The 26,456-nt window shown below is 40.6% G+C and carries 13 protein-coding genes and 2 pseudogenes; 4 read left to right on the top strand and 11 right to left on the bottom strand.

Features of this window, described 5'->3' with window-relative positions; all coding sequences use genetic code 11:
* Positions 1 to 66: 66 nt before the first annotated feature.
* The 4 genes from CRO56_RS03305 to CRO56_RS03290 form a co-directional block, all read right to left on the bottom strand.
* A complete protein-coding gene (locus tag CRO56_RS03305) occupies positions 67 to 1,446 on the bottom strand; it encodes an O-antigen ligase family protein (RefSeq protein ID WP_097157149.1) in 1,380 nt (459 codons plus the stop codon).
* 115 nt (positions 1,447 to 1,561) lie between these two features.
* The gene (locus tag CRO56_RS03300; RefSeq protein ID WP_097157148.1) at positions 1,562 to 2,662 is read right to left on the bottom strand and encodes a glycosyltransferase; all 1,101 of its coding nucleotides are present in this window, start codon (positions 2,660 to 2,662) and stop codon (positions 1,562 to 1,564) included.
* A complete protein-coding gene (locus tag CRO56_RS03295) occupies positions 2,659 to 3,387 on the bottom strand; it encodes a WecB/TagA/CpsF family glycosyltransferase (RefSeq protein ID WP_097157147.1) in 729 nt (242 codons plus the stop codon). Before CRO56_RS03295 ends, CRO56_RS03300 begins: the two co-directional genes overlap by 4 nt.
* Positions 3,388 to 3,399: 12 nt before the next feature.
* Positions 3,400 to 4,674, bottom strand: coding sequence for a nucleotide sugar dehydrogenase (locus CRO56_RS03290; RefSeq protein ID WP_097157146.1), 1,275 nt, complete (start codon positions 4,672 to 4,674; stop codon positions 3,400 to 3,402).
* A 340-nt stretch (positions 4,675 to 5,014) separates the two neighbouring features.
* Between CRO56_RS03290 and csaB the strand changes: the two genes are divergently transcribed.
* The 3 genes from csaB (at position 5,015) to murJ (ending at position 9,284) form a co-directional block, all read left to right on the top strand.
* Positions 5,015 to 6,124 carry a polysaccharide pyruvyl transferase CsaB gene (csaB, locus tag CRO56_RS03285; RefSeq protein ID WP_097157145.1) on the top strand — a complete coding sequence of 370 codons (1,110 nt, stop codon included), beginning with the start codon at positions 5,015 to 5,017 and terminating at the stop codon, positions 6,122 to 6,124.
* A gap of 405 nt (positions 6,125 to 6,529) precedes the next feature.
* Positions 6,530 to 7,702: a glycosyltransferase family 4 protein gene (locus CRO56_RS03280; protein WP_097157144.1), complete on the top strand. Its 1,173-nt coding sequence runs from the start codon at positions 6,530 to 6,532 to the stop codon at positions 7,700 to 7,702.
* A 55-nt stretch (positions 7,703 to 7,757) separates the two neighbouring features.
* A complete protein-coding gene (gene murJ / locus CRO56_RS03275) occupies positions 7,758 to 9,284 on the top strand; it encodes a murein biosynthesis integral membrane protein MurJ (protein ID WP_097157143.1) in 1,527 nt (508 codons plus the stop codon).
* Between the two features lie 364 nt (positions 9,285 to 9,648).
* On the opposite strand, the gene CRO56_RS03270 is transcribed toward murJ, so the two are convergent.
* From CRO56_RS03270 to CRO56_RS03245, 7 genes and pseudogenes are all read right to left on the bottom strand, one after another.
* The gene (locus CRO56_RS03270) at positions 9,649 to 11,571 is read right to left on the bottom strand and encodes an S-layer homology domain-containing protein (RefSeq protein ID WP_097157142.1); all 1,923 of its coding nucleotides are present in this window, start codon (positions 11,569 to 11,571) and stop codon (positions 9,649 to 9,651) included.
* 205 nt (positions 11,572 to 11,776) lie between these two features.
* Positions 11,777 to 15,310 carry a S8 family peptidase gene (locus CRO56_RS03265; RefSeq protein ID WP_097157141.1) on the bottom strand — a complete coding sequence of 1,178 codons (3,534 nt, stop codon included), beginning with the start codon at positions 15,308 to 15,310 and terminating at the stop codon, positions 11,777 to 11,779.
* Between the two features lie 233 nt (positions 15,311 to 15,543).
* Complete coding sequence (locus CRO56_RS03260; RefSeq protein ID WP_097157140.1) at positions 15,544 to 19,074, bottom strand: FIMAH domain-containing protein; 3,531 nt, start codon at positions 19,072 to 19,074, stop codon at positions 15,544 to 15,546.
* A gap of 301 nt (positions 19,075 to 19,375) precedes the next feature.
* Positions 19,376 to 19,885 (bottom strand): annotated as a pseudogene (locus CRO56_RS23575) (S-layer homology domain-containing protein); the annotation flags it as partial.
* 39 nt (positions 19,886 to 19,924) lie between these two features.
* Positions 19,925 to 20,254 (bottom strand): annotated as a pseudogene (locus CRO56_RS23570) (C40 family peptidase); the annotation flags it as partial.
* 562 nt (positions 20,255 to 20,816) lie between these two features.
* Positions 20,817 to 22,745, bottom strand: a complete 1,929-nt coding sequence (locus CRO56_RS03250) for a S8 family peptidase (protein WP_097157138.1) — start codon at positions 22,743 to 22,745, stop codon at positions 20,817 to 20,819.
* 115 nt (positions 22,746 to 22,860) lie between these two features.
* Positions 22,861 to 24,462 (bottom strand): N-acetylmuramoyl-L-alanine amidase, encoded by a 1,602-nt coding sequence (locus CRO56_RS03245; RefSeq protein ID WP_245855555.1) that lies wholly within the window; start codon positions 24,460 to 24,462, stop codon positions 22,861 to 22,863.
* Positions 24,463 to 24,723: 261 nt separating this feature from the next.
* Between CRO56_RS03245 and CRO56_RS03240 the strand changes: the two genes are divergently transcribed.
* Positions 24,724 to 26,322 (top strand): alkaline phosphatase, encoded by a 1,599-nt coding sequence (locus CRO56_RS03240; RefSeq protein WP_097157137.1) that lies wholly within the window; start codon positions 24,724 to 24,726, stop codon positions 26,320 to 26,322.
* Positions 26,323 to 26,456: the final 134 nt, after the last annotated feature.

The following is a 26,456-nucleotide window of genomic DNA, read 5'->3' as shown; positions in this document are numbered from 1 at the left end:
GTTACAGAGAATTTTTTAGCAAAAAAAAAAACACCACCTTTCGCTTATGGAAAAGTGGTGTCTCTTTTATGCATCTTTAAATTGTTTTTGATTTAGATAAAGGAAAGCTAAAGCAAGTGCTCCGACTAACCAGAAGATCACATTTAACCTTGGGATAAACATGAGGTTGTTTGAAAGGTTTTGCACCATAAACGTTGTACTTCCGACAAATAGTCCGGCTGCGATCACTTTACCTTTTAGATCCGGCTGCTTAAAGAATAAGCGCAGGATATAAAGGAAGAAAATCACGTAAATCGACATAAAGGTCAGAATTCCGATTGTTCCGCCTTCAGCCATTACCTTCAGATAAGAGTTATGGACTGAATAGGTTTCGTGGCCGATATCGAGTTCCGGATATTTTTCGGTAAAGTCGCTGTAGCGGTCATAGTAGTTCCCGATTCCGACTCCAAGTAATGGATTGTCTCTAAACATAAACCAGCCGGTTTTCCAGAGTGTGACACGGGATACTACGGCTCTTTCAGTTGTTTCATCATCTGGATCCTCTTCCACAACATCAGGATCTTCTTCTCCATCTCCCCCGTCTCCTGGTAATGCCATATGCCATTTAGGAAAAATGAGCTGTTGCACCGCGTAAATCGCAGAATTTGTTCTTGACTGAACATCTGGCATAAAGTATACCGATACAATTAATACAACAAATGCGATCAGCATGTGCGGCTTGAAGAAACCTTTCAGGAATCTCTTTGGCATGAAGAGAATCGTTAGGAAGAAGGCACAGAACATCGTTACCCATGCTGCACGGGTATACGTAAAGATTAGGTTTATCACGTAAATGGCAAAGAACCCAAAATAGAAGAACTGCCATTTTTTCTGTTGGAAGTACACCACACTCAATAAAACAAGTGTTGGAATCACGTAGTTAAGGAATGAAGAAAAGTAGTTAGGATTTTCTAATGTTCCATCGACCCGACCTTTTGCTTCCTCCAGTGCATATAATCCTGCTTTGTTTAAGGAAATATCAAATACATATTGTATGATCCCGAAAATCCCAATTAATAGGGCTGTCGCTCCGAATACTTTTGCAAAGGTAAAGTATTGTTCTTTTGAGAATTTTATTTTTACCAAAATGGTAAATAGGAAAACATATGATAGGAATCGCAAAATTTCCATAATCGCAGGGGCCATGTATTCTGCTTTGATTAACGAAAGCAGGGATGCGATAAAGAAGGAAATGAACGCAATTAGAATTGGCATGACCGGAAAAGAATTGAGTTCTATATTTTTCTTCCAATAATCGTATAAGGCTGCCAGTACGAGCAGTGGAATGAGAATAATTTCGATACTTATCGGGATTGGTCCCAGATATTCTTTCCAATATACAATTGGAACCAGGCAAAGCATGGCTATAACGACGTAATACGTTAGGCTGTTTTTAGTTTCGATCATAATCTGTAGGTTCCCCTTTTTAGTTTCACAGTACGGTAATACATTAATAAAAATTTTTATGTAGGGCAATGAATAATTTTTCCATTCTGATCCCTAAACAAATTTGTACTATCTATTATTTCAGTAGTCTACTGTAGGTTTCGGTTGTTAGATGAACTAAGTTATCTAGCGAGAAATTTGCTTCGGCATGCTTACGAAGGGATTTTCCCTTTTCTTGTAGCATTCCATTTTCCCAGGAATCATACGCACGTTTTATTGCATTTTCATAACCAGCTTGATCTCCTACAGGAACAATCCAGCCCATTTCTGGCTCTAGCACTAATTCCTTCACACCACCAACATCGGTTGTAATGATTGGAACCTCTTGATTAGCAGCCTCCAGTAAAACAAGCGGAAAGCTTTCACTTTCAGAGGCAAGCAATGCTACATCAGAAATGGATAGTAGATTAGCTACATCTTTACGAAAGCCGAGCATCGTGACTTGAGATTCAAGGTTGAGTTCATTGATTTTTTCTTCTATTTCTTGTTTAATCGGGCCGTCTCCGATTAGGAGCAGCTTAACTCGAGGATTTTTTAGGTTATGGAGTGCTTTTAGCACAAGATCATGTCCTTTAACGGGATGTAAACGTGCAATAAAAGCCATAATAAAATCCTGTTGCGATAATCCGAGGTTCTCCCGGAGTGAGACATCTTCAGGCTGAGGAGGTGTAAAATCAATCCCATTGTAGACGGTTTGAATCTTCTCTCCCTCAATTCCTATTTCCATGAGGTTTTGTTTAAATCTCTCTGTTACCGCGAAGAAGTATTGAATTTTTTGATAGGACCAAAGATTAAGCTTCGTGAATAGCTTACCCTTAAGCCCGCCTTTCATGAAATCCAGCTTCGGATCACTGTGAATCGTGGTGACCCAGCGGCAGTTGGTTTTTCCAATCATAAAGGTTGTGAGAAAGTTTGCACGCGGTCCATGGGTATGAAGAATGTCAAAACCTTCTTTATTAATAAACGAAGCAAGCTGGTTTAACACCGACAAATCATAGCGAGATTTTTGCTGAAAAACCTCTACACGGATCCCAACTTCTCTGGCTTCCTGTGAAAGCGCTCCTTCCTGGAACACGGCTAGACAAATTTGTTCTCTTGGAAATTTCGCAAGGAGTGTGACAACATGCTTTCGCGAGCCGCCGGTTTCTCCTCCGCTAATTAAGTGTAAGATTTTCATCTAGCCTGATCCTTTCTTGTAAACAGAACTTTTAACAGGAATTTTGGCAGTGCCAGCTGGCGCTTGAATCGCTTTGGTTCTTTCATAAGGCGGTAAAGCCATTCCAGACCGAGTTTGCGGAATCCTTCTGGTGCTCTTTGGACATGGCCAGCATAAACATCAAAGCTTCCGCCAACCCCTTGGAACACTTTCACATTTAGGCGCGGCATGTTTTCACGAATCCAGAGCTCTTGTCTTGGACTGCCTAAGGCAACAAATAAAATATCTGCACCAGATTCATTGATTCTCTCAACAAGTTCCTCTTGATCTTGGACATAGCCATTTTCATAGCCGCCCAGCTGGATCGCCGGATGCTTAATTTGGATGTTAGCAGCCGCCTTGCTTACAACCTCTTCTTTTGCCCCATAAAGAAAGACTTTGTACCCTTCCTGCTCAGCCATTAAGAGAAGGCGCTCCATCATGTCCACACCTGTGACTCTTGATTGGATGTCGCCTCCTTTTAATTTTGAAGCCAGCAAGATTCCGACTCCATCCGGAATCTGAAAGGTAGAGCCATTAATCAGCTCTTTTAGCTGCGGATTGTTTTGTGCAGCCATAACTTTTTCAGGATTGACAGCAATAATGGTTGATTGTTCCCCAGAGTGAATCCTTAATTTTAGTGTATCGACAATCTCCTCATACGATAGCGGTGAAACCTCTACACCAAAATAGGTCTCCTTTTTCATGCTATTCTCCCCTTACTCTTGAATCGCTTTTAGATGAGACAGATTTCCTAACCGGTAAATCGTTACTCCTTCAATTTCGTTCACACAGTTTTTCGTATCAAAGATAACTGGAGTCTTCATATGCTGCTTTAAGACTGCCCCATCTAAGTTCTTAAACTCATTGTGATCCGCTAACACGACAATGAGGTGTGCGTCTTTAATCGCATCCTCAAAGCTGTGTAATGGGAAGGAAACTTGTTCTTCACGAACGTGCGGATCGTGAGCCACGACATTGAGCTTTGGATGCTTGAGCAGAGATTCCGCAATATCGAGTGCTGGACTTTCCCGGACATCATCTATATTTCCTTTATACGTCAAACCAAACAAGGCAATTTTTGGATTCTTTAATTCAGACGTTAATCGTTCCACTTGCGTTTCAACATAATGAGGCATTGAGTTATTAATGTTTCTTGCTGTTTGAATCAATGGTGATTCTTCTTGTGCTTTTTCCACGATAAAGTAAGGGTCAACTGCTAAACAGTGGCCGCCGACACCTGGTCCAGGGAGATGGATATTGACACGCGGGTGGCGGTTAGCAAGCGCAATCACTGAGTGAGCATCCACTCCAAGTTTCGCTGAAATTTTAACAAGCTCGTTTGCAAGGGCAATGTTTACGTCACGATAAGTGTTTTCCATCAGCTTAGACATTTCGGCTGTAACCGCTTCTGTTTCCATTACATCGCCTTTCACGACAGCACGATAGACATCAGCCGCTTGTTTCGCAGCTTCAGGCGTAATACCGCCGACAATGCGTGTATTTTCAATAAGCTCTCTAAGGATTTGTCCTGGGAGAACACGTTCCGGACAGTGAGCAATCGCAACGTCTTTATATGGATCTAATCCGGATTCTTTGATGATAGGTGCAACTAAATCATCCATTGTTCTTGGCGGAATCGTAGATTCGACAATGAGAACATTTCCTTTTTGAATAAATGGAGTGATGGTTTGCACTGCATCCCTTACGTAATCAACATTCGCTGTTTGATCTGGATGGATCGGTGTTGGAACCGCCACAATATAAACGTCTGCTGGTTCAGGTGTTTGAGAAGCGCGTAGCTTTCCCGCTTTTACAACTCGTTCCACAACCTCAGGCAGACCTGGTTCTTCAATATGAATTTTTCCATTATTTAAAGAATCAACGATCTTTTGGTTTACATCGACGCCGACCACTTCAAAGCCTGCTTGGGCGAAGATGGCGGATGTAGGAAGACCAATGTATCCTAATCCAACGACACATATTTTTTTCATTAAAAAAAGACCTCGCTTTTTTTGAAGTAAGTGGGGGTTCTTGGTGTTTTGGGTAACAGGTCAAATTCTCGTATGATTTCCTATACATATACGAGGGATCTATTTCTTTTCTGACCCTTTGCACCTTTCCCACATTTGGATATGAAATTATTTCTCACATAGTATATCATGCCAATTTTCGACTTGCATTAGTTTTCATTGTTGTTTACTTAAGGGAATGATAAAATATAGCATGAATTTTATAGGCTTGCCCTGTGAGAAGGCATAGAACCTAATGGTGTATATATTCCCTTCCTAATAATAAGGGTAAACCTTTTAGACTGCAAAAGGAGGAGCATCCTTGAAATTTGTTATTTCTGGCTTTTATGGCCTTGGCAACACTGGTGATGAAGCAATTTTAGAAGCAATTATTGACAATTTACGCACAAATTTTGATAATCCAGAAATTACCGTTTTTTCTTTGTCTCCTGAGAAGACGGCAAAGGAACATAATGTTAAGTCCGTTTACCGGGCATGGCGACGGGAAAATAAAGAAAAAGTTCGCGAGCTTAAGAGTGCTGATTTATTGATTAGTGGTGGAGGTGGACTTCTACAGGATACGTATCCGACTAAGTTTTTGTTCGGACCTCTTCCCTATTATTTATTAATTGTCTTACTGGCAAAGCTTTGCGGGACAAAAGTGATGTTTTTCTCTCAAGGAGTCGGTCCGGTTAATTCCGGGTGGGGCAAGTTTTTAATGAAGCTTGCCAATCTGGCTGATTTTATTACGGTACGGGATGAGTACTCGAAGGAGCTTTTACATAAGCTGGGGGTTAAGAAGCCTCAGACTGTGGTGACGTCTGATATTGTGTTTGCGTTTCAGCCGAAGGAAGATAGGGCTTGTGTCGAGTCTTTAGGGCTGAAGGGTGACGAGCGGCTGATTGCGGTTTCTGTACGTCCGTGGTTAGGTCGGACAAAGCAGTTTGAGCAAATGGCTGTGATTTTGGATCAGCTCATCGAAAAGACGGGTTTCACCCCTGTCTTTGTTCCAATGGAAGGCCACCACGATGAAAAGGCAAGTAAAGATGTGATGGCTCACATGAAGCATGCGGATAAGTGTTTATTGCTTGGTAATGATTTCACGCCAAACCAATATTTACAGTTTATCGGGCAATGTAAAATGACAATTGGAATGCGCCTGCACGCTTTGATTTTCTCTACCCTGATGGGAGTTCCCCATATCGGGTTAAGCTATGATAAAAAGGTTGAAAGTCTGCTGAAGCGAAACGGAATGTGGGAAGTTTCGTCTGTATTAGAGGAAGTGGATGAGCAAGTGTTAGTGGAAAATGCGATGAAGATCTTAGATAACCACAATCACTACGCTACTATTGTGAAGACGAATGCTGAGGAACTAAAGAAAGAAGCGTTGAAGAATATAGAGTTGTTGAAGGAGAAGTTTGCTCGGGATTGAGTTCTGGATAACCGGAATTTGGTTCGATTAGGTTGTTTACTCATTTTTTGCGGGCAGTGGATTGCTAACGGACATACGTTCCGTTATCTGTGACAAAATCGCAGTTTTTCAAAATTAGCGGACACTGGTTCCGCTATTTGGACAAAATCAGGCAATATTTCCATGATTCACGGTAAATAACGGAACGTATGTCCTATAATTTTTTAAAACAGGCATTTTTGTTAGAATAACGGATTGTATGTCCTATAATTTTCTAAAAACCGGCTTTTTATAAAATACGCATTGTATGTCCGCATAAGCAAATGCATTAACGCAAAGTTCAATGGAGCCCACAGTCATTCTAAACGAATTCACGCTGCGAAAGTTGAGTGTACAAAAATCCCGTACTCAAGGAGGTAATTACTCATGAAAATATTAATTGCGACCGCTTATGATTATCCCCATGCTGGTGGTCTTTCCACCCATGTAACGACGTTGAAGGCTGGGCTGGAGTCGCTTGGCCATGAGGTGGATGTTCTATCGTTTTCAGATATTCCTTCGCCTGTTCGCAAGCTTTATGCGCAAGGGCCATCCTTTGTCCTGAATAAAGTGAAAAAAGGTAAAGGCATTGTCTGGAGTCATAATGTAAGGAAGCGCCTGCTCCAAGGGCTGATTAATAAAAATAAAGATAAGCAATATGATTTGATTAACGCGCAGGATCCTTTTACAACATTAGCTGCTTTGGAAACTGGGATTCCGACGGTTTCAACTGTGCACGGCTATATGACGTTTGAATCGGTGAGTAAAGGGTCGATGGATGAGGGTAGCCCGGAAGCTAACTATATGAAGGAAGTCGAAGTTCGTTCTTATAAAGGTACACGTGCGATTATTACAGTGGACCAGCGTTTAAAAGAGTATGTTAAAGAGGTTTCTGGCGTTGAAGCTACAGCCATCCGGAACTTTATTGATATTCATCAATTTAAGCCGGATCAAGCTAAGCGAGACGAATATCGGAAAAAGTACGGGATTGATTTAAATAAGAAAGTTTTATTCGTTCCTCGACGTTTAACGAAGAAAAATGGGGTTATATATCCAGCTCTTTCATTGCCGGCTGTATTGAAGGCTCACCCTGATACTCAATTGATTTATGCAGGCAGCGGTGAGGCAATGAGTGAAATTCAAAATATCGTAGCAAGAGAAGGACTCGAACAAAATGTAACCTTATTAGGTGCCGTTCCTCATGATACGGTAAAAGAGTACTACGCCCTCTCAGATGTTGTGTTAGTGCCAAGTGTTCACTCTGCCGGTGTTGAGGAAGCAACTTCGATTTCAGCACTGGAAGCAATGGGCTCAGGCTCGCCACTTGTTGCTTGTGCCGTTGGCGGACTAAAAGAAATCGTCAACCACAGAGAAGACGGTTTATTAGTAGAAGAAAAAAATGTTGAACAGCTTGCAGAGGCCATTATTGAGTTACTCGATCACCCAGAACTTGGTCAGGAGCTAGCCCAAAAAGCGCGTACGAAAATCGAGAATGAATACTCTCACCTCGCTGCAGCAAAAAAATATGAAGAGATTTATAAAAAAGCTTTAACAGTATAACGTTTTGGGGGTCTGGCCCCCTTTTTTTCATTAATTTTTAAAGAAGGTGACATCAATGGCAAATCTGAAGAAGGCTGCCATTTGGATCACCCTGTTAGCAATTGTTTTGAAGCTATCAGGTTTTTTGCGGGAAGGAATTGTAGCCCATCAATTTGGTGCGAGTGACTACACCGATGGCTACAAGCTTGCCTTTTCTTTTATAACATTAGTTGTTGCCATGATTTCTGTCGGGTTTAACAATGTATTTCTCCCGCTTTATATGAAAGAAAAAAAGGAAAAACCAGTTGAGACTGAACGAAATGCCAATGCATTGATGAATATAACGGTTGTGATTTTCCTTGTTCTCTCCATTCCTTTAGGCATTTGGGCAGATGACATTGTTCCTTTCATTTATGCCAACATGACGCCTGGTGCCGAAGAAGTTGCGGTCAATATGACTCGCCTCTTTTTCTATGGGATGGCAGCGATTGCGTTAAGCGGGATTTTGGAATCTTATTTACAGTCTCGGCGTACGTTTGTTCCAACTCATATTTCTAAATTACTTGCAACCTTAATGAGTGCAGTATTTGCCATCCTCTTTTCTGAACAATGGGGGATTTACAGTTTAGCTTATGGGTTTTTATTCGGTACGGTTTGTGGTGTGATTATTCAGTTTATTTATTTGCGGAAACGAGAGTTTTACTGGAAGCCGCAGATGAAGTTGGACAAGACATTCCAGAAGACATTTATCGTATTAATTATTCCGGCTCTGTTAAATTCTGTGGTCGGACAGGTTAATATGTTTGTCAATAATATCTTTGCATCCGGAACAATTACAGGGGCCGTTACCTATTTGAATAACGCCTCCCTTGTCGTCAGTATTCCGAGTGCTATTTACGGTACTACCATTGCAACTATTATTTTCACACTGCTCTCTGAAAGAGCAGATGATCAAAAAGGGTTTCAGCAAACCTTTTATGATGGAATGCGCCTGACATGGCTGACGCTTTTACCGATTACAGGAGGGTTATTAGTCGTTGGTTATCCGCTGCTTGAGTTTATTTACCAGCGTGGGGCTTATACAGCCGCTGACACACAAGGTGCCTACATTGCATTACTGCTCTATCTGCCAATGATTTTGACACAAGGTCTGCAATTCATCGTGTCGAAGTCGATGTACGCGAAAGGAAAAACAGCAGTCGTATTCCGGATTAGTGTGACGACGATCGTATTGAACCTTATTTTGAATTTCTTGCTCGTCGATCGTTTTGGCTATCCAGCTCTCGCACTATCCAGTTCACTCGTTTCGGTATATTTTTTAACCGTTTCGACAGTTGTTGTGTACCGTGAATTTGATAAAGGAGAAGGCAGGAAGCTCGCAGCCTTGCTTATCCGGGGAACCTTGCCAACTTTAGTGATGGTTTTACCATTATATCTGCTGCAGCAAACCGGCTTACTTGCCCCGCTTTACTCCTTGATCGAATTAATGATCTATGTGCCATTAGGTGTCGTGCTCTATGTGGCGGGACTTTACTTCCTGTATAGAGAAGGATTTAATAGCTTGATGCAAATGGTGAGGAGAAGAAAGAAATCTAATGTGTAAAAAATAGACCTTAAGAAGGAGTTGTTACTCCTTCTTAAGGTCGTTTTTTATATGAACTTATAACTCTTAAACCTGTATTAAATTAGCTCTATCTCGGTATAGAAGAAGCGAGTTCATCATAGGTGCTAGTTTTTCCGGACACTGGTTCCGCTATTTGCGAAAAACAGGGTGATTTCTGATTTTATCGGACACTGGTTCCGCTATTTTGGTAAAAGACTGTTATTTTTACATGATTTTTGTAAGATAACGGAACGTATGTCCTATAACATCAATAAAACAGTTGTTTTTATAGCAATAACGGAACTAATGTCCGCTTATAAAGAAAAATAAAAATCCCTTAGGAAACTACCTAAGGGATTTTTCATTATTGATTGACTGTATTCAGCTGATTGACATAGATCGAATACACATAAGCTTCTTTTACATCGAGTTTATCAGAGATGATTTTATGCCAGATGGATCCGTCTGGTTGAGTAACGCTTTCCAAAATCACAACTGGATAACCAGCTTTATCATAAGTGAAAACGATCGCAGATGATGTGGTAGGCTGTGTCCGTATATTTAATCCGCTCGTATTCGTAATGCCAATTTGATATTTTCCTAGATCTTTCCCTCCAAGCGCCTTGTCAATGCCGTACATATGACGGGCAACCTTTAAGCCCCAGTATGGGTCAGATGCATAACGGACGTTGACACCTGTTGTTTTGTTACCGGCAACCGCTCCGTTATCATAGGAAACATTTGGACTAACATACTTCTCATTCATATAGTTTTGTGCTAATGCAGTGATACTATCTTCTACACTATCAAAATATTTTGCGCGGTTTGGATCGCTATCAAAAGCTTCAATTCCAAACAAATTGTTTCTTTCGATGGCATATGCACTTGTACCGTAACGGCTTTCATGGCCAGCCATTGCTAAAATAAACAATGCATTAACCCGATATTGTTCTTCAACTTGTTTTAAGAAAGCACCTTTGCCAGTAAGTAATCCATTTGAAACCCCAAGCTCTTGATATTTTTGAGCTATAAATTGGTCTAATTCTTGTGCAGTATAGCTGGTTGCTGTTCTAATCGGCAGGTACTGGAAGTAATTATAGGCTGTTCCTACTTTTGTTCCATTTTCTGCATAGAAGTCGTACCCATTCCAGCTGTAATATTTCTTGCCAGTTTCTAAAAAGTCTGGTGCTGGCCCTACCGCGTAACCAGTATGATACGCATTTGCTGAATAGCTGTATTCAAGGTGAATTAAATCACCAGATGCGTCTACTTGATAATAAGATCTACTGCTTTTTTGCTGAGTAGGCACAAGCTTTACAGCAGAATGTTTGACATAACCAATCGAATCAGCCACCCGGACTTTTACATATTCTCCAGTGGATTCGATATATTCTAGTTCTCGATAAAGTTCTACACCAAACATAATATTTGCTGTTGTAAAGACCGGTCTAGAGTAAAAAATAGCTTGATTATCAGGATTAGGCTGAGTAATCGCAATACCTGAAGGCATTTTTACGATTTTCTCTCCTAAAGAAATAACCTGCGTAGAAGCAGATGTAACAGCTGCAGTGGCTGCATCATATGTAGTATACGATTGTGATCCGTATGAGATGGTTCCATCTGCATTAATCGTTCCTACTTTATAGACATCTGGAGTAACTTCTCCGCCTTGCTCCTCATATTTCGTAATTAATCTGGAAATAAAGGCTGCGGCCTCTGCTCTTGTTGCATTTTGTTTTGGCCTGAACGTATTATCGTCAAAGCCTCTTATAATCTCTAAAGAAACATTATGCATGATCGCTAACGCAAAAGTGGATGACTGAATTTCATCATTATCTGTAAATGGCAGGGGAGCTTTTTCTGCTTCCATTTGTAAGTATGCTAATGACTTATCAATCATAACTGCCATTTGTTCGCGTGTAATCAAATCATTCGGTCTAAATTTGCCGTCACTTCCGCCTTGAACAAGCCCCGCTGCTGCAGAAGCATTGATTCCTACCGCTAACGAAGAGCCTGGGTCTACATCAGGAAACTTGTGCACTCCATTAGGCAGCTGCAATGCCCTATAAACATAGTTTGCAAATTCAGCTCTAGTGATTGTTTGATTTGGCTTGTAAATATTGTTTCCATAGCCTGCAAGAACGCCTAACTCAATCAGATGACGCATTTCAGTTTCTAAACGATGGCCAGTAATGTCATCCTCGGCTGCCATTGCTTGTTTAGCAGGTAAAGAGAATAAACTCAAAACCAACATAAATGTGGCAATAGCCGCTATTGTTTTCCTCAATCCTTTCAACCCCCTGTGTCGAAAAACTAGTTTTTTTGTAAAACGTCCCTATTATTCTACCAAACTTAACCTATAAAACTAAATAGTATTTTAGTTGGTTATTTTATGAAAAAACAGAGGGACGGTTCTTCCGTTTCAGTGAAACGGAAGAACCGTCCCTCTGTTTCAAGAAAAAAGCGGCACGAGGCCGCTTTTCCCTGTAAATTTAATTAGTGAAGTACACTTTAAACTCATAAGGTGAAAGTGCTGCATTGTTGTTGGCGTCTCTTACTTTAACATGATAGGTTCCTGGTTTTAGAGACAGGAAGAAGACTTCATCGTCACCCCATGCATATTCATCGGCTGAGTGAATGAGCTTTCCATTCTGGTAAACCTCTACAACGGCATCTGTTTCGTGTGACGTGCTCATTCTGAATTTCAATGTTGAAGAGTGAGAAACGTCTACTTTATACCAATCCTCATCACCATTTTTCACTCCAGCATTTAAATAACCTTTTGCTGTATAGAGTCTAGATGTTGTTTTCTTAAGTGCTAGAGGTTTTGAAGGTACATTCCCTTTTACCACGGATCCGGCATCTTCATCTTTGCGGTTTTGCTCTTGAAGCTTAAACTCATATGGCCACAGCGTAAATGAGTTCGGACCATCAGCGTATCCTTCTAGGATCACAAAATAGTTTTTACCCTTTTTCGCTGAAATCGAACCAGATGTTATTCCATCTATGTTCATCAAATCAATGTGCTGAACCTTTGCCCATTCATCATCATCTAGTGTTCTATTATTATTTGTATCTTCTATAAACGTTACAAAACTATAGAACGGTGCTACTAGTTCTTTAGGCAGTTTCTTCAATGTGTCACTTAATGCACCACGTTGGACTGTAACCCCATAAAGTGCGTCTTTAGATGATTTGAAATAGAAAACATCTCTGTCATTGGCTGTTCCGAAATTACCTTTAACCGTTGTTCCTGGAAGGTCTTTTACCTTGGTAGTTTCATTATTATCTTCATATTGGTCCTCATGGTTTTGTAGAAGCACCTTTGAGGTAAAAGCATACGGATTAAATGAAATTCCTGTACCTTCATAGTAATTTTCATTTAATTTCACTAGGTATTTCTTTCCTTTACGGAGAGCAGTATTGAGATCCTTCTTCACCCCAACTCCGAATGCATCCCACGAAATATTTGAACCTAACCAGTTTAGGTATCGAATCTCTTCACCATCTGGTGTTTTTTCGGTAGCAATTTCATAGATTTCCATCATCGGATAAGATTCAGGTGAACTGACTAATCCAAATTGGTATACACCGGTTGTAGATGCTTCAAAGGCAAACCAATCCTCATCATCCATCATTTGCAGATAGCCTGACGCTTCTGTCCCCATTTCATAAGGTAATGCTGCATTCTCAATTTGTGTGACATAGTCATCTTCTGGGTAGTAATACATATCAAATACGGCTGCAATCGAAGCCTTTTGGGATTCTAGAGTAGCTTGTTCTTCTTCCATACCTTCTTCAGGCGGCATCATCCCAAATGGGAGACCATCCTCATCAGGCGGCAAAACCTTACCATGAATATCCAAATAATACGGAATTAAAGAAAAATCCTGTTCCTTTTCTTCCGTTCCCATACTTGGGTCGAGGAAGTAATCGTACATTCCGAAATAATTTGAGTTATCATTTGTTACTTTAATAATGTATGTTTGCCCTGGCATGGCCTCAAACGTTAAAACTTCGCCTTCACTGTACCCTTTATTATTAGCAACCACAAATGGGTAAACCGGAATCTCTTCTGGCTTGCCTTCAGACTTATCGGTGTCTGGGTTTTCAGTGTCAGTCATTTCGGTTTCCATCTTACTCATTTCTTCCATCATCATCTCATCTGCAAAATAAGCTTCAATGGCTGAGTTAACTCCAGGAACCCCGCTAAGTTCAACTCGAATCACTTGTGGTTCATCCACCTGAATTTTGTAATAGTCTTCCGCTGCTGCTTTGAAATCTGCAGACACAAAAGTATCTTCTCCGCTATACGGCAATGATTCAACCACAACAGGCTCAGTAAAACTTGAGGCTGCTTCAGGAATTTCCTTCGTGACTTCAATATCTAATGCGTAATGGGACCGGTTTTGGCCTGAGTTATCATAATTCCCATTTGCATCCACTACAGCAACAGCTACAGTTCCGGAGAATGGAACCTTTACTAGCTTTCCTTCTGAGAGATTCTCTGCAACCATGTTAACCTCATGTTCAGCAGAGTCTTTTTCCCCGAAAACATGAACCTTTAAGGCATAATCGTAATTAGCAGATCCAGTTACCTTAAGCTGGATGTACTCTCCTTCAGCTGCATTAAACTGATACCATTTTTGCTCATACGGCTTAACAAAATTGCCTTCTTGGGTCTTTTTAGCTTTTGGATCAATCTTAACAGCACGTTTTAAGATTTCTTCCTTATTATATTCTGATGCAGACAAGGCTGGAATTTTCTTGATATCAAATTGGAGGGCCGCTACTGGATTAACGAGTCCATTCGCATATTTGACATCAAAGCCTTTATCGCCAAGGTCTGTTGCTGTTTTCTCTAAAATATATTCCACTTGTAATGGTGTTAAATTAGGGTATTTCGATAACAATAAAGACGCTACCCCTGCTACAACTGGAGATGCCATCGAAGTTCCATCCAGCTTCGCGTATGTAGATCCTTTCTCGTAATCATAAAGCGGGGCATAAACTGCTTCTCCAGGTGCTACCAAATCAACAGATGGTCCGTACGAAGAGAATTCAGCCAGTTCTTTTTTATCATTGATTGCTCCTACAGAGATGACTCCTTCATTCGCCGCCGGATAGCTCTTTATATCATCCCCAAAGTTACCTGCAGCAGCGACGACGACAACATTCTTCTTAACCGCTTGTTTTACAGCATCTTCAATCAGTGGTGAATTCATGGTAGATCCTAAACTCATATTAATAACTTTGGCACCGCTTTTGACTGCCTGTAAAATGCCTTCCGCGATATCATAATCGGTTGCTCCCCATTGACGGTTAAACACGTCGATCGAAATGATTTCAACATTTGGATTGATTCCGTATCCGCCCGTTCCATTTCCTTTTTCAGCTCCAATGATACCCGCTACGTGTGTACCATGGAAATCTGCCCAAGGCTGGTTTAAAGGTTCGATCATGTTATATCCGACACCGAGCTTATTCTTAAGCTCTGGGTGATCTCTATCAATCCCCTGATCAATAACCGCAACTTTTACTTTATTTTTTCCGGCTAAGCCTTGTGCTTTAGCAATTTGCAGCATGCTTAGATGGTACTGTTCTGCTGCTTTCGGATCTGCTGCAGCTGCAAATGGAGTAAAGTAAACACTTGGTTTTACGGAAATAACGTTGTCATAGCTCATATATTGATTAATGACTTTGTCTAACTGGTCTTTGTTGTGAACCTTTACCACCGCATATTGCAGTTCTTTTATGTTTTGCACCATAGTGGCTTTTGCCTTTTGATTCTGACTGGATGTGAGAGGTGACGTGTATTTAATTACAAGTGTATCTGCACTCATCGTTGGATTTTCTGTTTTATTATTTTGTGTCTGTTTTAGTAAAGGACTTTTTTGAATAACAGACGAGATATGTGCTTTATATGCATCTTCACCAGTCGTCTGTGCACTTGCTCCAGCAGCTAAAGTAGAAAAAACGAGCCCTGCAGCAAGCGAAAGATTAAGTGCTTTTTTGATTTTTCTCATATGATCCCCCTTTAAATTTCCTCTTAAAAACTACTTCTTTTGATTTAATTAAAAATCAACGAAGACTCCCACCCCCAAAAGTTTCGCTAAACAATATGACTCTATAATATATGAAAAAGTTTCATATACAGTAAAATTTTTCTAAAATTTCGTATGACAAATTTGGACAAGAATGAAACAAAGGGACGGTTCTTCTGTTTCATGAAACAGAAGAACCGTCCCTTTGTTTCGTTTTAGTGTTTGCGATAATAATCTTCTATTGATTTCACATTGGTTGTTAACAGGGTAATGATATCCTCATTCTCATTACTATTTTCTAAGAGTTTTACGAAGTCTTGTAAATGTTTAATTGCTTGAGCTGTATCGCCTTTTTCAAACTGATGTTGAGCCTGTTTTAATTTGTTCACTAGTTGCTCAGAGGTTGATTTTTTCAGTTTTGCTAATGCTTCAAGCTCTTCAATCTGGGATATGAGAGATGAAGCTGTAACTTGAACTGTGACTGTGATTGTATTGGAATTAATGGTTTCTCCATTATAGGTTACCTTAGCGTAAACCGCGGTGCTGCCAGCATTATTTCCAATAAGCTTTCCGTTTTCAATAACAGCAGCCTGAGAATCTGAATTGAACCATTCTATCTCAGCACCTGCCAAATCAGCCGTTTTCCCATTGGCAAGGGTACCAGTCAGTTCTACATTCTTTTCGCTTCCCTGAATGACCGTATTATCATCGATAGAAACAAGCGCGTTATTTAAAGGTACCGGTAATTTAAATAGATTTTCTCCGATAGCGTAATAAATGTTCCCTTCACTATCCAGATCCATAAGATTAACAGTATCTCCAACTAGCTGTTGACTCATCATCGTTTCAGGATCTATAACTGTAAGTCTGCGGCCAGCGGTGGTATATAGTAAGCCCTCGTCACTCCATCTCATAAAGAATGGACGCCATTGACTCCCCCTTTGGACTCCCGGATAGAGTTCAGCAGATTTAAGGATTTCTTTTGTTTCAGGGTTCATTGCAAAGACTACTGATTTAACGATTCCATCATTAGCATATCCCCAAGCAATCCCCCATAAATTCTGATCTGGGCCAATCGATAACTCCCCGATCATTTCTGGCCGAAAATCTTCTATATTAATATCGAAAACTTCATATTCTTCCGATGAAGTATTAAAGGCAAACATTTTTGCTTCTTGTTCAGTTGGTTCAATCCCAAGTCCGCCTGCAACGGACGAACCTCCATACACTGTTTCGTTAAGGTAGGCTAAACCTATAATACTTTGATTCGGTATGATATTGCGGATACTTTTCCATTCATTAGTCTGCGAATCAAATATCGTTAATGCACCGCCTAATCTGCCGTAATCAGGTATCGTACCAATATAAAGCTTGTTTTCACCTGAGGCAAAAGTGAACGGTCTGCTTTGTTCTACGCCAATATCATAGACCATTTCCGGGTTATTTCCAGGACCTCCATTTGTATAATGATAAGGTTGATTTGGATCGAACTCATATATGAGAGCTCCCCCATAGGTTCCCATATACACTTTTCCATTCAGAAAACCGATGCCCTCGATTTGATGAGGATTTCTTTCGTGTAAAATATATTCTTCTGCCGAAGTGTCAAAAACACCCATCGATCCTTGGTATCCGCCCATATAAACGTTATCGTCCTCACCAATTTCCAAACTTTGTATCGCAAGTCCTTGCATTTCAGCCTCTGGATAGCTGACCTCTAACGTATTGGTTTGCGGGTTATAAATCGAATACTCAATCTGCTGATGCAGAATTGCAAGCACTTTTGTACCATCGGGATTGGTTGTCCATTTGAACGCTTTTACAGATGAAGCTGGCAGCTGTATACGCGGTTCAACTGGCTGTGTTTCATTTGTATCTAGATCATATGTCCACAATTCACTTGTATTTTTATTCCTGAAGTAGATGAGACTGCTGTCATAAGGAGATGGCTCCGAAATTAATCCATCAAATGTATTTTCATCCTGCCAGTTCATTTCTTTTACTACTTCACCAGTTGTCAAATCCATTACGATCATAGAGGTTCCATAAGCAACAAATAGCCTGTTGTCGTATTCCCAAATATTCGAAACAGACGTTTCCTGACCGGTTATGGGGAGATTAATTTCCGTCTTCTCGCCAGTTTCCCGGTTTATTTGATATAAATAGGCGGTAGTGCCAATCCCTACATAAAGATTTTCATTTGTTACCCCTAGTCCTCTTGCATATTTCTGGTCTGGGTGGATCGAACCTAAGTCTCTAAATTGATTTTTTGCTATATCATATTCAAACACTTTTGCATTTGGATAAGTCGCTCCATAAATTTTCCCATCTTCAGAAGCTTCTAATTCCCAGACCCAATCATCCGATGGGTTTTTACCTACTTGCTCAATTCTTTTTTCGTTTACAACATAACGGTATAAGATCCCATTATACGTACCGGAGAAATATACATTACCATCAGATCCGATTGTTAATCCCCAGACGACATCAATCCCGGGAATCGGCTGAGAGAAAATGACTTCTCCTGTACTGGCATCATTCGCATAAAAAGTGCCGGGTGAGCCGTTCGTGACAAAATAAAGTTCTCCATTTCCGATTGCTGCGCCTTGGATTTTCGCTGCTAAAGCGGCTGGACCATAGTTAATGGGATTGCCAAATTCAAAAGGAAGCTCCAGCTGTTCTTTCATGGATAATCTGAAGTCATCATAATAGGCCGAGCTTGTACCAGCTGCACCAGCGTATAAGAAAACTTTTGCAGACACCGAATCTGCAGGGGCTTTCCCTTCTGCAAGGATATCAATCCATTGATTATTTGGTGAATTATATCCGGTTCGATAACTGCCAACTTCTTGTCCAGAGCTATTATAAAATTTAACGTAGATACTAATACCTCCAGATTCGATATAAGCTTTGCCTGAAACGGTGTAGACCTTGTTTGGTTCTATTTGAACGGCGCTACTGTACAACCCAACTGATTTTTCATTGGAACCGTCTGTTATCTTTACACTCTGTTCACCTGCATATACAACATCTCGACTGAGAGAAATAGAGGTCCCATCACTAAGCTGTGGCGGGTAAAACTCCCAACTTGGTATTGTTCCATCAATAGAAGCTTCTTCAAAACTTGGATTCTGTAAGTCTACTGCAATCCCTGATGATTTTTTAAATAGCTGGATTTGATCATAGTAGCCCTTCATTTTGGTGGCTGTCGTTTGATAAATGAAAATTTTAACACTCTTTGCTTCAGGCGGGGCAGCCGCTTCAATTGTAACTTCATTCCATTGCTGAAGAGGAAGGTTCTCGAAGTATTTTGGGCTATTTTGAATAATTTCCCCTTCCTCATTCAGCCATCGCAGCCAGATCCCAGGGTTTCCAGATGTCAATTCTTCAATGAAAAGTTGTGCTGACAGTTTGTATGTATCGCCTTCAGTTACCGGAATCTCTTGACTAAACAGACCGACTACTCCATTATTATGGACTTTCAGACTTTGCTCCCCTGCAAATGCACGATCTTGAGAGATACTCATTCCTTCCTGATAGCCGCCATCCCAGTACTCCCAGCCAGGCAGATCTGTTTCTGAAGCAGGATTAACCTCAAAATCGCCATTTTCAACTTGAAGCTGTACCCACTGATCATCGGCCATTTGAGCTGCTGCAGATGAATAATCAATGGATGACAAGATGAATGACATAACCAACAGGATCGAAACAACAGAAGAAAGCTGGCGCAAGACATTGTTTCCCAAAATATCACATCTCCTTTACATACTTTTTAAGTTTCCGAAGAATTCGTCCCTCCTCTCCTTTCTGTTAAAATAAAGTTTCTTTTTTTCGCTGCAGGTTTCCTCCGAATTCAGATTTATACTCCTATAAACGACACAAAACGAAACAGTAATTGAAATAATAGGACATTCAGATTATCGGAAACTATGGAAGGATTGAAGATGAGGGGAGATAGAGTCGATGTGTCTATAAATAGTCCAATATCAAATAAAAAAGGACGGTTCTTCTGTTTCTTTGAAACAGAAGAACCGTCCCTTTGTTACATTAATATTTAACACTATAAATCGCTGCTGAAAAATCGGCTCTTGTAGCTTTGTCGTTTGCTCTGAATTTAGAGCCGGTGAAAAGGGATGTTTTATCAATACTTGATAGTTTAATAATGGAGTTATAGGCCCAATAGTTAGCACCGACGTCATTAAAAGAAATACTTGCTTTCGAAACTTTGTTAGATTCAATTTCGAATGCACGATCAATGATGACAGCCATTTGTGCTCTAGTCAGGTTTTCATTCGGTCTAAAAGTACCATCTGGGAATCCGCTGATAATACCTGTTGATTTAATCGCGGCAATGTCTTTTGCAAAATTAGTATTCGCATTTACATCTTTAAAAGAATTTAAGTTAGTCGCTTTAAGACCAAGAACTCTATTTAATATGGCAGCGGCCTGTCCGCGCGTTACAGGATCTTCTGGTTTAAACTCATTATTGCTGAATCCGCTAATAATGTTGTCTTTATAAAGAGTCATGATTGCTGTGTACGCATCATGATCAGCTGCTAAATCTGTAAATCCGGCATATGTAACACTTGAAAGTCTCTTTGCACCTGCATAGCGAGGTCCCCAGTATGTATTGCTAAGTGAAACGATTTGAACTCCGCTTGAAGATGTTGCACTAATAAATTTATTGTTGCCTACATAAATTCCGGCATGGGAAATTCCCGCTTTATATGTATTTTTAAAGAATACAAGGTCGCCTGGCTGTAAATCACTTTTCTCAACGGAAGTGCCATATTCAAATTGCCCCGCTGATGTTCTAGGAAGTTCGATGCCAAACTGGTCGAAAACATAAACTATAAATCCGGAACAATCAAATCCGCTTGGTGTGTTACCGCCAAATCTATAAGGAACACCGACAAACTCCTTCGCCTTTTCGACAACCTGCTCATTCGTAGCACCGCTCGAAGCTTGGGCATTCATTCCGAGTAACATTATTATTGCTAGAGTAAGAATCGTTAGTATGTACTTTCGTCGAACCATGTTGGCACCTCGCTAATAATTGACAATTTATTTCGATTTTCGATCTAATATGATATTCCAAGTTTACCAAATTTTTTCGACAATTTTCGTTACGATTCTATTACAAATACGTTACTAGAGTTTAAAAATAATGTAATAAGAAAAAACTTGCGAAAACTCCCCGGTGCTTTTTGGTTTCAGATGTAAAACTTATTATGCCTCATCTAAGCGGACATTGGTTCCGCTATTTCCATAAAAACAACTATTTTTACGACACGATCGGACATACATTCCGTTATTTTGCTAAAAACAAGGAAAAATAGCTTTAATTTGTTCGAATAGCGGAATCAGTGTCCGATAATTTTAGAAATTAGCCCTTTTTTCAAAAATAACGGAACCAGTGTCCGTAAAAGGCGTACCTCTACATAAAAAAAGAGAACTGCCCCCATCCAAAGGCAACTCTCTTACTCTACTATTCGACATCTAAAAATAGCGGATTCTCCGCCCTTGCAATAAAGACAGCAAAAGTGGATCGTTTCATTGGTTCATACGGTTTAAATTCCCCGTCTAAATACCCTGAAGTGATATTGGCATTGGCAATTTTATAAATGGCTTCGTAACCTGAAACCTTTTCATTTACATCAGGAAACGCAACCGGTGTAGCATCATCTAGCCGGTAAGCCTTTGCGACTAGCATCGCCATTTCCGCCCGTGTCACTTCTTGGTCCGGCCTAAAGGTTCCATCGGGAAATCCAAGCAGAATCCCATTTTCATAGGCTGATTGAATATATCCAGAGGCAAAATTGTTTGATCCTACATCAGAAAAGTGAGTAGATCTTTTTTCCCCATTAAGTCCCACTGCACGTCCGATAATCGCAACCGCCATCGCTCTTGTAATATTAGAATCCGGCTTCATAGTGGTAGAAGTAGTTCCTGCTAAAATACTATTCTCATACAGATAAACCATATGCGGAGCAAACCATTGCTTCATAGAAAGATCACTAAATTTCGGCGCTGGCACATCTACTTTGACTGGAATTGTAACCTTTTTTCCATCTGCATATTGAAAATCAAATGCATATTGATATTGACCAGCTAGTACATAATCCGTAAAGGTACCTTCAGCTAAGCTTTTCACTGGTTGTGCATTTCTTGTAACCGTAACGGTTTGTACAAGTTCATTTGCTGTAATCTCCATCTGAACTTTACCATTTACTACTGATGTAACCGCCACTTGGTTTCCATCCGCTTCAGTGACTTCACTGATTCCCTGCACTAACCCATATCCATATAAATTGTCTTTTCCGGCAACACCTAAATCCAAAGCATTTTGTTGGAGAAGAGTGCGAAGCTCTGCACTCGTTTTAGCAGGTTCTTTTTCTTTATAAAGAGCAAGCATGGCGGCAACAAAAGGTGCGGCCATAGACGTTCCGCTCATCACGGCATACCCATTACTCTGACTTCCATTGATTAAAACATCACTTGGAAATGTACTTAATATTTGGTCCCCAGGAGCAGCAATTTCAATTTCATACCCGGTAGCAGAGGTGGAACTTCTCTTTAATTGTGAGTCGACACTGCTAACGGCGATAACAGTAGGATATTTAGCCGGGTACATAACATTATTCTCTGTTCCGGCAGCTGTCCCATTGTTTCCGCCTGAACCAACTAATAGAATTCCTTGTTGATAAGCTTGATCAAGAATTCGCTGCAAGGCTGAATCATTCGCAGTCGTTGTCACACTTAGGTTAATAATATCCATTTGATTTTGAATCGCCCATTCGATTCCGGCAATAATGGTGGCTGTAGTTCCATCACCGTTTTGATCTAAAGACTTAATGGCATAAAGCTCAACATCAGGGGCAATCCCTAATACACCGATCTCATTATCCTGTGCAGCAATGATCCCCGCAATATGAGTTCCATGACCATTATTATCGTCAAAACCAGACGGACAGCTTTCGGCAACACAGACACCGCCGGCCACTTTTAAATCTGGATGTTCCGTATCAATACCTGTATCTAAAATGGCCACCTTTACTCCATCTCCGGTCAAACCCGCTTCTGCCATTTGCGGGGCTTCAACCGGCTCATATCCCCAAGAAACAGTTTGAGGTGTCAACGAAGTATTGACAGGTTTATTTTCAGTTACAGTTAAAAGTTTAGTTTGATTGCTTAATAGCGCTAATTGAGCTGAATTCCCCTTAACTGCTGCTGAGTCAATCGAAGGATATGTATACATGGTTTCAAAGCCTAAGGCACTAAGAATTTCGGCAGGAATCTCATCTTGAAATTGAATAATATATTCCTGTGTATCTTCACTTGCTGCCATTCCAGCCCCAGTAACGGATGCGAAGATCAGCAAGAATAACATAAAACAGATTGAGCCTTTTTTTATCATAATTTTCCCCTCACTGTTTTAAAATCTGTAACATGAAACGATATTCTTTATTCCATACGGATAAATGATTTAAAAAAGGAACCAGCTTTAAACCAGTTCCTTTTTTTGTCGTTCATTAATGAAGTCTTGGCGATGGCGAAGCATTCATTTGGGTATATAAAAATTGAATATCCAAACCTTCATAATGATAATAGTAATCTAGTATTCCGAAGAAGATAGCCTTTGCCGCTTTTTGTCTTTCTTCTGGTGAACTGATCTTCTGATAATCTCCTGTGTTGTCAATAAATCCAAGTTCCACTAATACAGCAGGCATTGTATTTTCACGCAGTACATGAAAGTTACCCGGTTTTACTCCTCGGTCGTATAGTCCCCACGCCTCTAATACCCGGTTTTGAATATAGATGGCTAATGCTCTGCTTTGAGAGGTGTATGGATTGGTTGCAGCAGCTTTATAGTAATATGTTTCTGTCCCGTTAGCCTCACCATTGTACGCATTCGTATGAATACTTACAAATATATCTCCACCCTGCTCTTTGGCAAAAGTAACTCGTTCCGCTAAAGAAAGAAAACGATCAGATTCTCTCGTTAACGACACTTGTAAAGGAGTTTGTTGGATATATCCTTTTACTCTGGTTGCTACATCAAGAACTACATCTTTTTCATGAGTCCCAAAGCCTGTTGCCCCTGGGTCAGTGTAACCATGACCTGGGTCTACAATAATATGAGTCTCTTGTAAAATCTTTGTTATATCGTCAATAGCCTGATTAGATAGATAATCTCCATGGACAAAACCTGTTTTCCCTTCTGCCCAAGTAATGTAATACCATTCCCCGATTTGATAGGCACTTCTGACTTCTCGAGGCTGTAATTGAGCAACTCTTGTGAATTTGGTTCCTGGACCGGTTCTTACGTTTAAATCGGTTGCGGTAATAAATGCTACTTGGTCAAAAGACTCATTTGGTTCAATTCGTAAATCTGCTAAAATACTGCGAGCTAAAAACACAGAAAAGTCCGCTCGAATAATATGTAAATTTTGGCCAAAAGTGCCATCCGGAAGCCCTTGAGCAATTCCTTTATTCATAAGCAGTGAGGCTGCTCCAGAAATACTGGTTGCACCAAAGTTTAGCGCCTTATTAATTAAAAACGCCATTTCCCCGCGTGTCACGGGCTGATCAGGTTTAAAAGAACCATCTTTATACCCGCTTATAATCCCTCTGTCAGCAGCTGCCTGAATATAGCCCGAGGCAAAGTTACCCGCTCCTACATCCGTAAACTCGGTAGCTCTCTTTGTCCCATCTAAAGACAGCATACGACCTACCATCGCCGCCGCTTCGCCACGCGTAACGTTTCGAGCTGGGGAGAATTTGTCAGCGGAAGTCCCGTAAATGATTCCCCCTGAGGCTAAATAATAGATTTCATCTTTAGCACGGTGAGTTGTTCCTACATCAGTAAACTGATTGGTATTGACGGAAGCTATGTATGTAAGCATTGCTTCATTTGGTAATTCAGTTTGATAAGCAGTGTTATAGCTTTCAATTGAATTATCCTCAATTTCTGTGCCGGCAGCTTCTTCCGTTTGATCAACTGGTGCGGAAGTTTCTTGAGAAGCAGCGTCAGGATCTTCTCCCTCCATGCCATAGGCTAATCCTGGTGTTATAGATCCCGACATTAATAGACAAAGGAGGCCTGCTGTCAAACTTTGCCGTACCCTGCGCATAATACATCTCCTTTCTTTCGACTTTTTTCTACATTCTAACATACTGGAAGCATTAACTGTATAATCCTATATAGCTATTTTTTTACTTTTTTGGTCATTGTATTTAAAAGATTAGTAATGTCCATGTTTTACAGTATATAGGAAAATGATTCCAATTTCGAGTAAAATTTACAATTTCCGATCTCTTTTTTAAATGAATAAGAAGATGTCTTCTTCCGCACATTAAAAAAGGAAACTTTTTCTAAAAGGGAGGAAGATTCTTTGAAAAGAACCAAGTTAGCTTTTTTGACAATCATTCTTATTTTCTTATATAGTCAGCCTGTATTGGCTAACACCACCCCCTCCCCCTGCAAAAACGTCATTATGATGATCATGGATGGGACAAATTCTAGTGCAGTTACTCTCTCGCGCTGGTATAAAGGAAGCAGTCTTGCTTTAGATGAGATGGTTGTTGGCGGTGTTCGCACCTATTCCCTTCGCTCTGTGATCACGGATAGCGCCTCTGCAGCAACAGCCATGGCTACAGGGCATAAAACGATTGTAGATAAAGTAGGGATGGCCCCGCTTTATCCGTCAGATGAAGCAAACAAACCAAAGGATATCATTCCGAAAGCTTCTATATTAGAAGCAGCTAAAAGCAGCGGATATGCAACAGGACTTGTAGCAACGGCTCCAATTCAGCATGCAACTCCGGCTGGATTCTCTGCACACGTATTAGATCGCGAAATGTTCTCTGATATTGCAGAGCAGCAGGTGTACCAAGGGATTGATGTGGTTTTGGGCGGAGGGAAAGCCTCTCTTTTACCGGGAGATAGAGAAGAAAGCCGAAATGACGGAGAAAATTTGCTTCAGGTGTTAAAGGAGAAAGACTATACTTTAGTAAATTCAAAGCATCAGTTAGCCTCTGCCTCTGGCCGGAAAATCTGGGGTTCCTTTGCAGAAGGTGCAATGGCTTATGATATTGATCGAAAAGCTTTCGGATTGAAACAGCCTTCACTAGCAGAAATGACGGAAAAAGCCATTCACACTCTATCTCAGCAGAAAAAGGGATTTTTCCTCATGGTCGAAGGCAGTAAAGTTGATTGGGCGGCTCATTTAAATGACCCGGTTGGGATCATTACTGAGGTGCTCGCGTTTGATGAGGCTGTCAAAAAGGCATTGGATTTTGCAAATGCTGATGGAAAAACGCTTGTTATTGCTGTGGCGGATCACGGGAATAGCGGCTTGTCCATTGGGGACTGGGGAACGGATACCGATTACGCGATCTCACCGCCGGCCAAATTTATCAGACCGATCAAACAAGCAAAACTCTCAGTTGAGGGTGCTGTTTCTTTGTTAAAAAAGGATCACTCTAATTTAGTAGAGGTTGCATCCTATTACGGACTCAAAGATTTGCAAAGGGAAGAACTCGATCTCCTGCAAGCAGCTAAACACAAGGATGATGTGAAAGGTCTTCTTGCGCAATTTTTAGCCAAACGAGCCCATATTGGCTTTACCACCCATGGTCATACAGGTGAGGATGTTTTACTTTATTCTTTCGGCCCTGGTAAACCGGCTGGGCTTTTGGACAATATCGACTTGGCTAAGGTAATGGCAGATTATTTGGAAGTAAATCTCGATGAAACCACTGACGCTCTCTTTGTCGATGCAGAACAATGGTTTAAAGGAAAAGGATATAAAACGAGGATTGAACCAGAGAGTAAAAATAATGAAGTCTTTGTAGCAAGAAAGGACAACAAGGAAATTCGCTATCCAAAAAATAAAAATTTTCGCGTAGTTAATGGGAAGGTTGAGGCCTTGCCTGGGGTGAATGTGTTTAATGGAAAGAGGTTTTTTGTGGCTAGGCCTGGGAAAGATTGAAATACTTTTATGGAGGGCTCAGGTCCTCTATTTTTTTGCTATGTTCATGTCTAGCCCGGTTTCGTGCATTCCTCTCCCGGTTTCGTGCATTCCGTTCGGGTTCGTGCATTTCTCACCCGGTTTCGTGCATTCCG

Source organism: Bacillus oleivorans, assembly GCF_900207585.1.
Lineage (GTDB): Bacteria > Bacillota > Bacilli > Bacillales > JC228 > Bacillus_BF > Bacillus_BF oleivorans.
This window is presented reverse-complemented; position numbering and strand designations above follow the sequence as displayed.

Bases quoted from the DNA above. Each gene is read 5' to 3' on its own strand.
- murJ (WP_097157143.1), top strand. From the start codon at position 7,758: ATGGCAAATCTGAAGAAGGCTGCCATTTGGATCACCCTGTTAGCAATT.
- CRO56_RS03300 (WP_097157148.1), bottom strand. From the start codon at position 2,662: ATGAAAATCTTACACTTAATTAGCGGAGGAGAAACCGGCGGCTCGCGA.
- CRO56_RS03250 (WP_097157138.1), bottom strand. From the start codon at position 22,745: ATGATAAAAAAAGGCTCAATCTGTTTTATGTTATTCTTGCTGATCTTC.
- CRO56_RS03280 (WP_097157144.1), top strand. From the start codon at position 6,530: ATGAAAATATTAATTGCGACCGCTTATGATTATCCCCATGCTGGTGGT.
- CRO56_RS03290 (WP_097157146.1), bottom strand. From the start codon at position 4,674: ATGAAAAAAATATGTGTCGTTGGATTAGGATACATTGGTCTTCCTACA.
- CRO56_RS03245 (WP_245855555.1), bottom strand. From the start codon at position 24,462: ATGCGCAGGGTACGGCAAAGTTTGACAGCAGGCCTCCTTTGTCTATTA.
- CRO56_RS03305 (WP_097157149.1), bottom strand. From the start codon at position 1,446: ATGATCGAAACTAAAAACAGCCTAACGTATTACGTCGTTATAGCCATG.
- CRO56_RS03265 (WP_097157141.1), bottom strand. From the start codon at position 15,310: ATGAGAAAAATCAAAAAAGCACTTAATCTTTCGCTTGCTGCAGGGCTC.
- CRO56_RS03295 (WP_097157147.1), bottom strand. From the start codon at position 3,387: ATGAAAAAGGAGACCTATTTTGGTGTAGAGGTTTCACCGCTATCGTAT.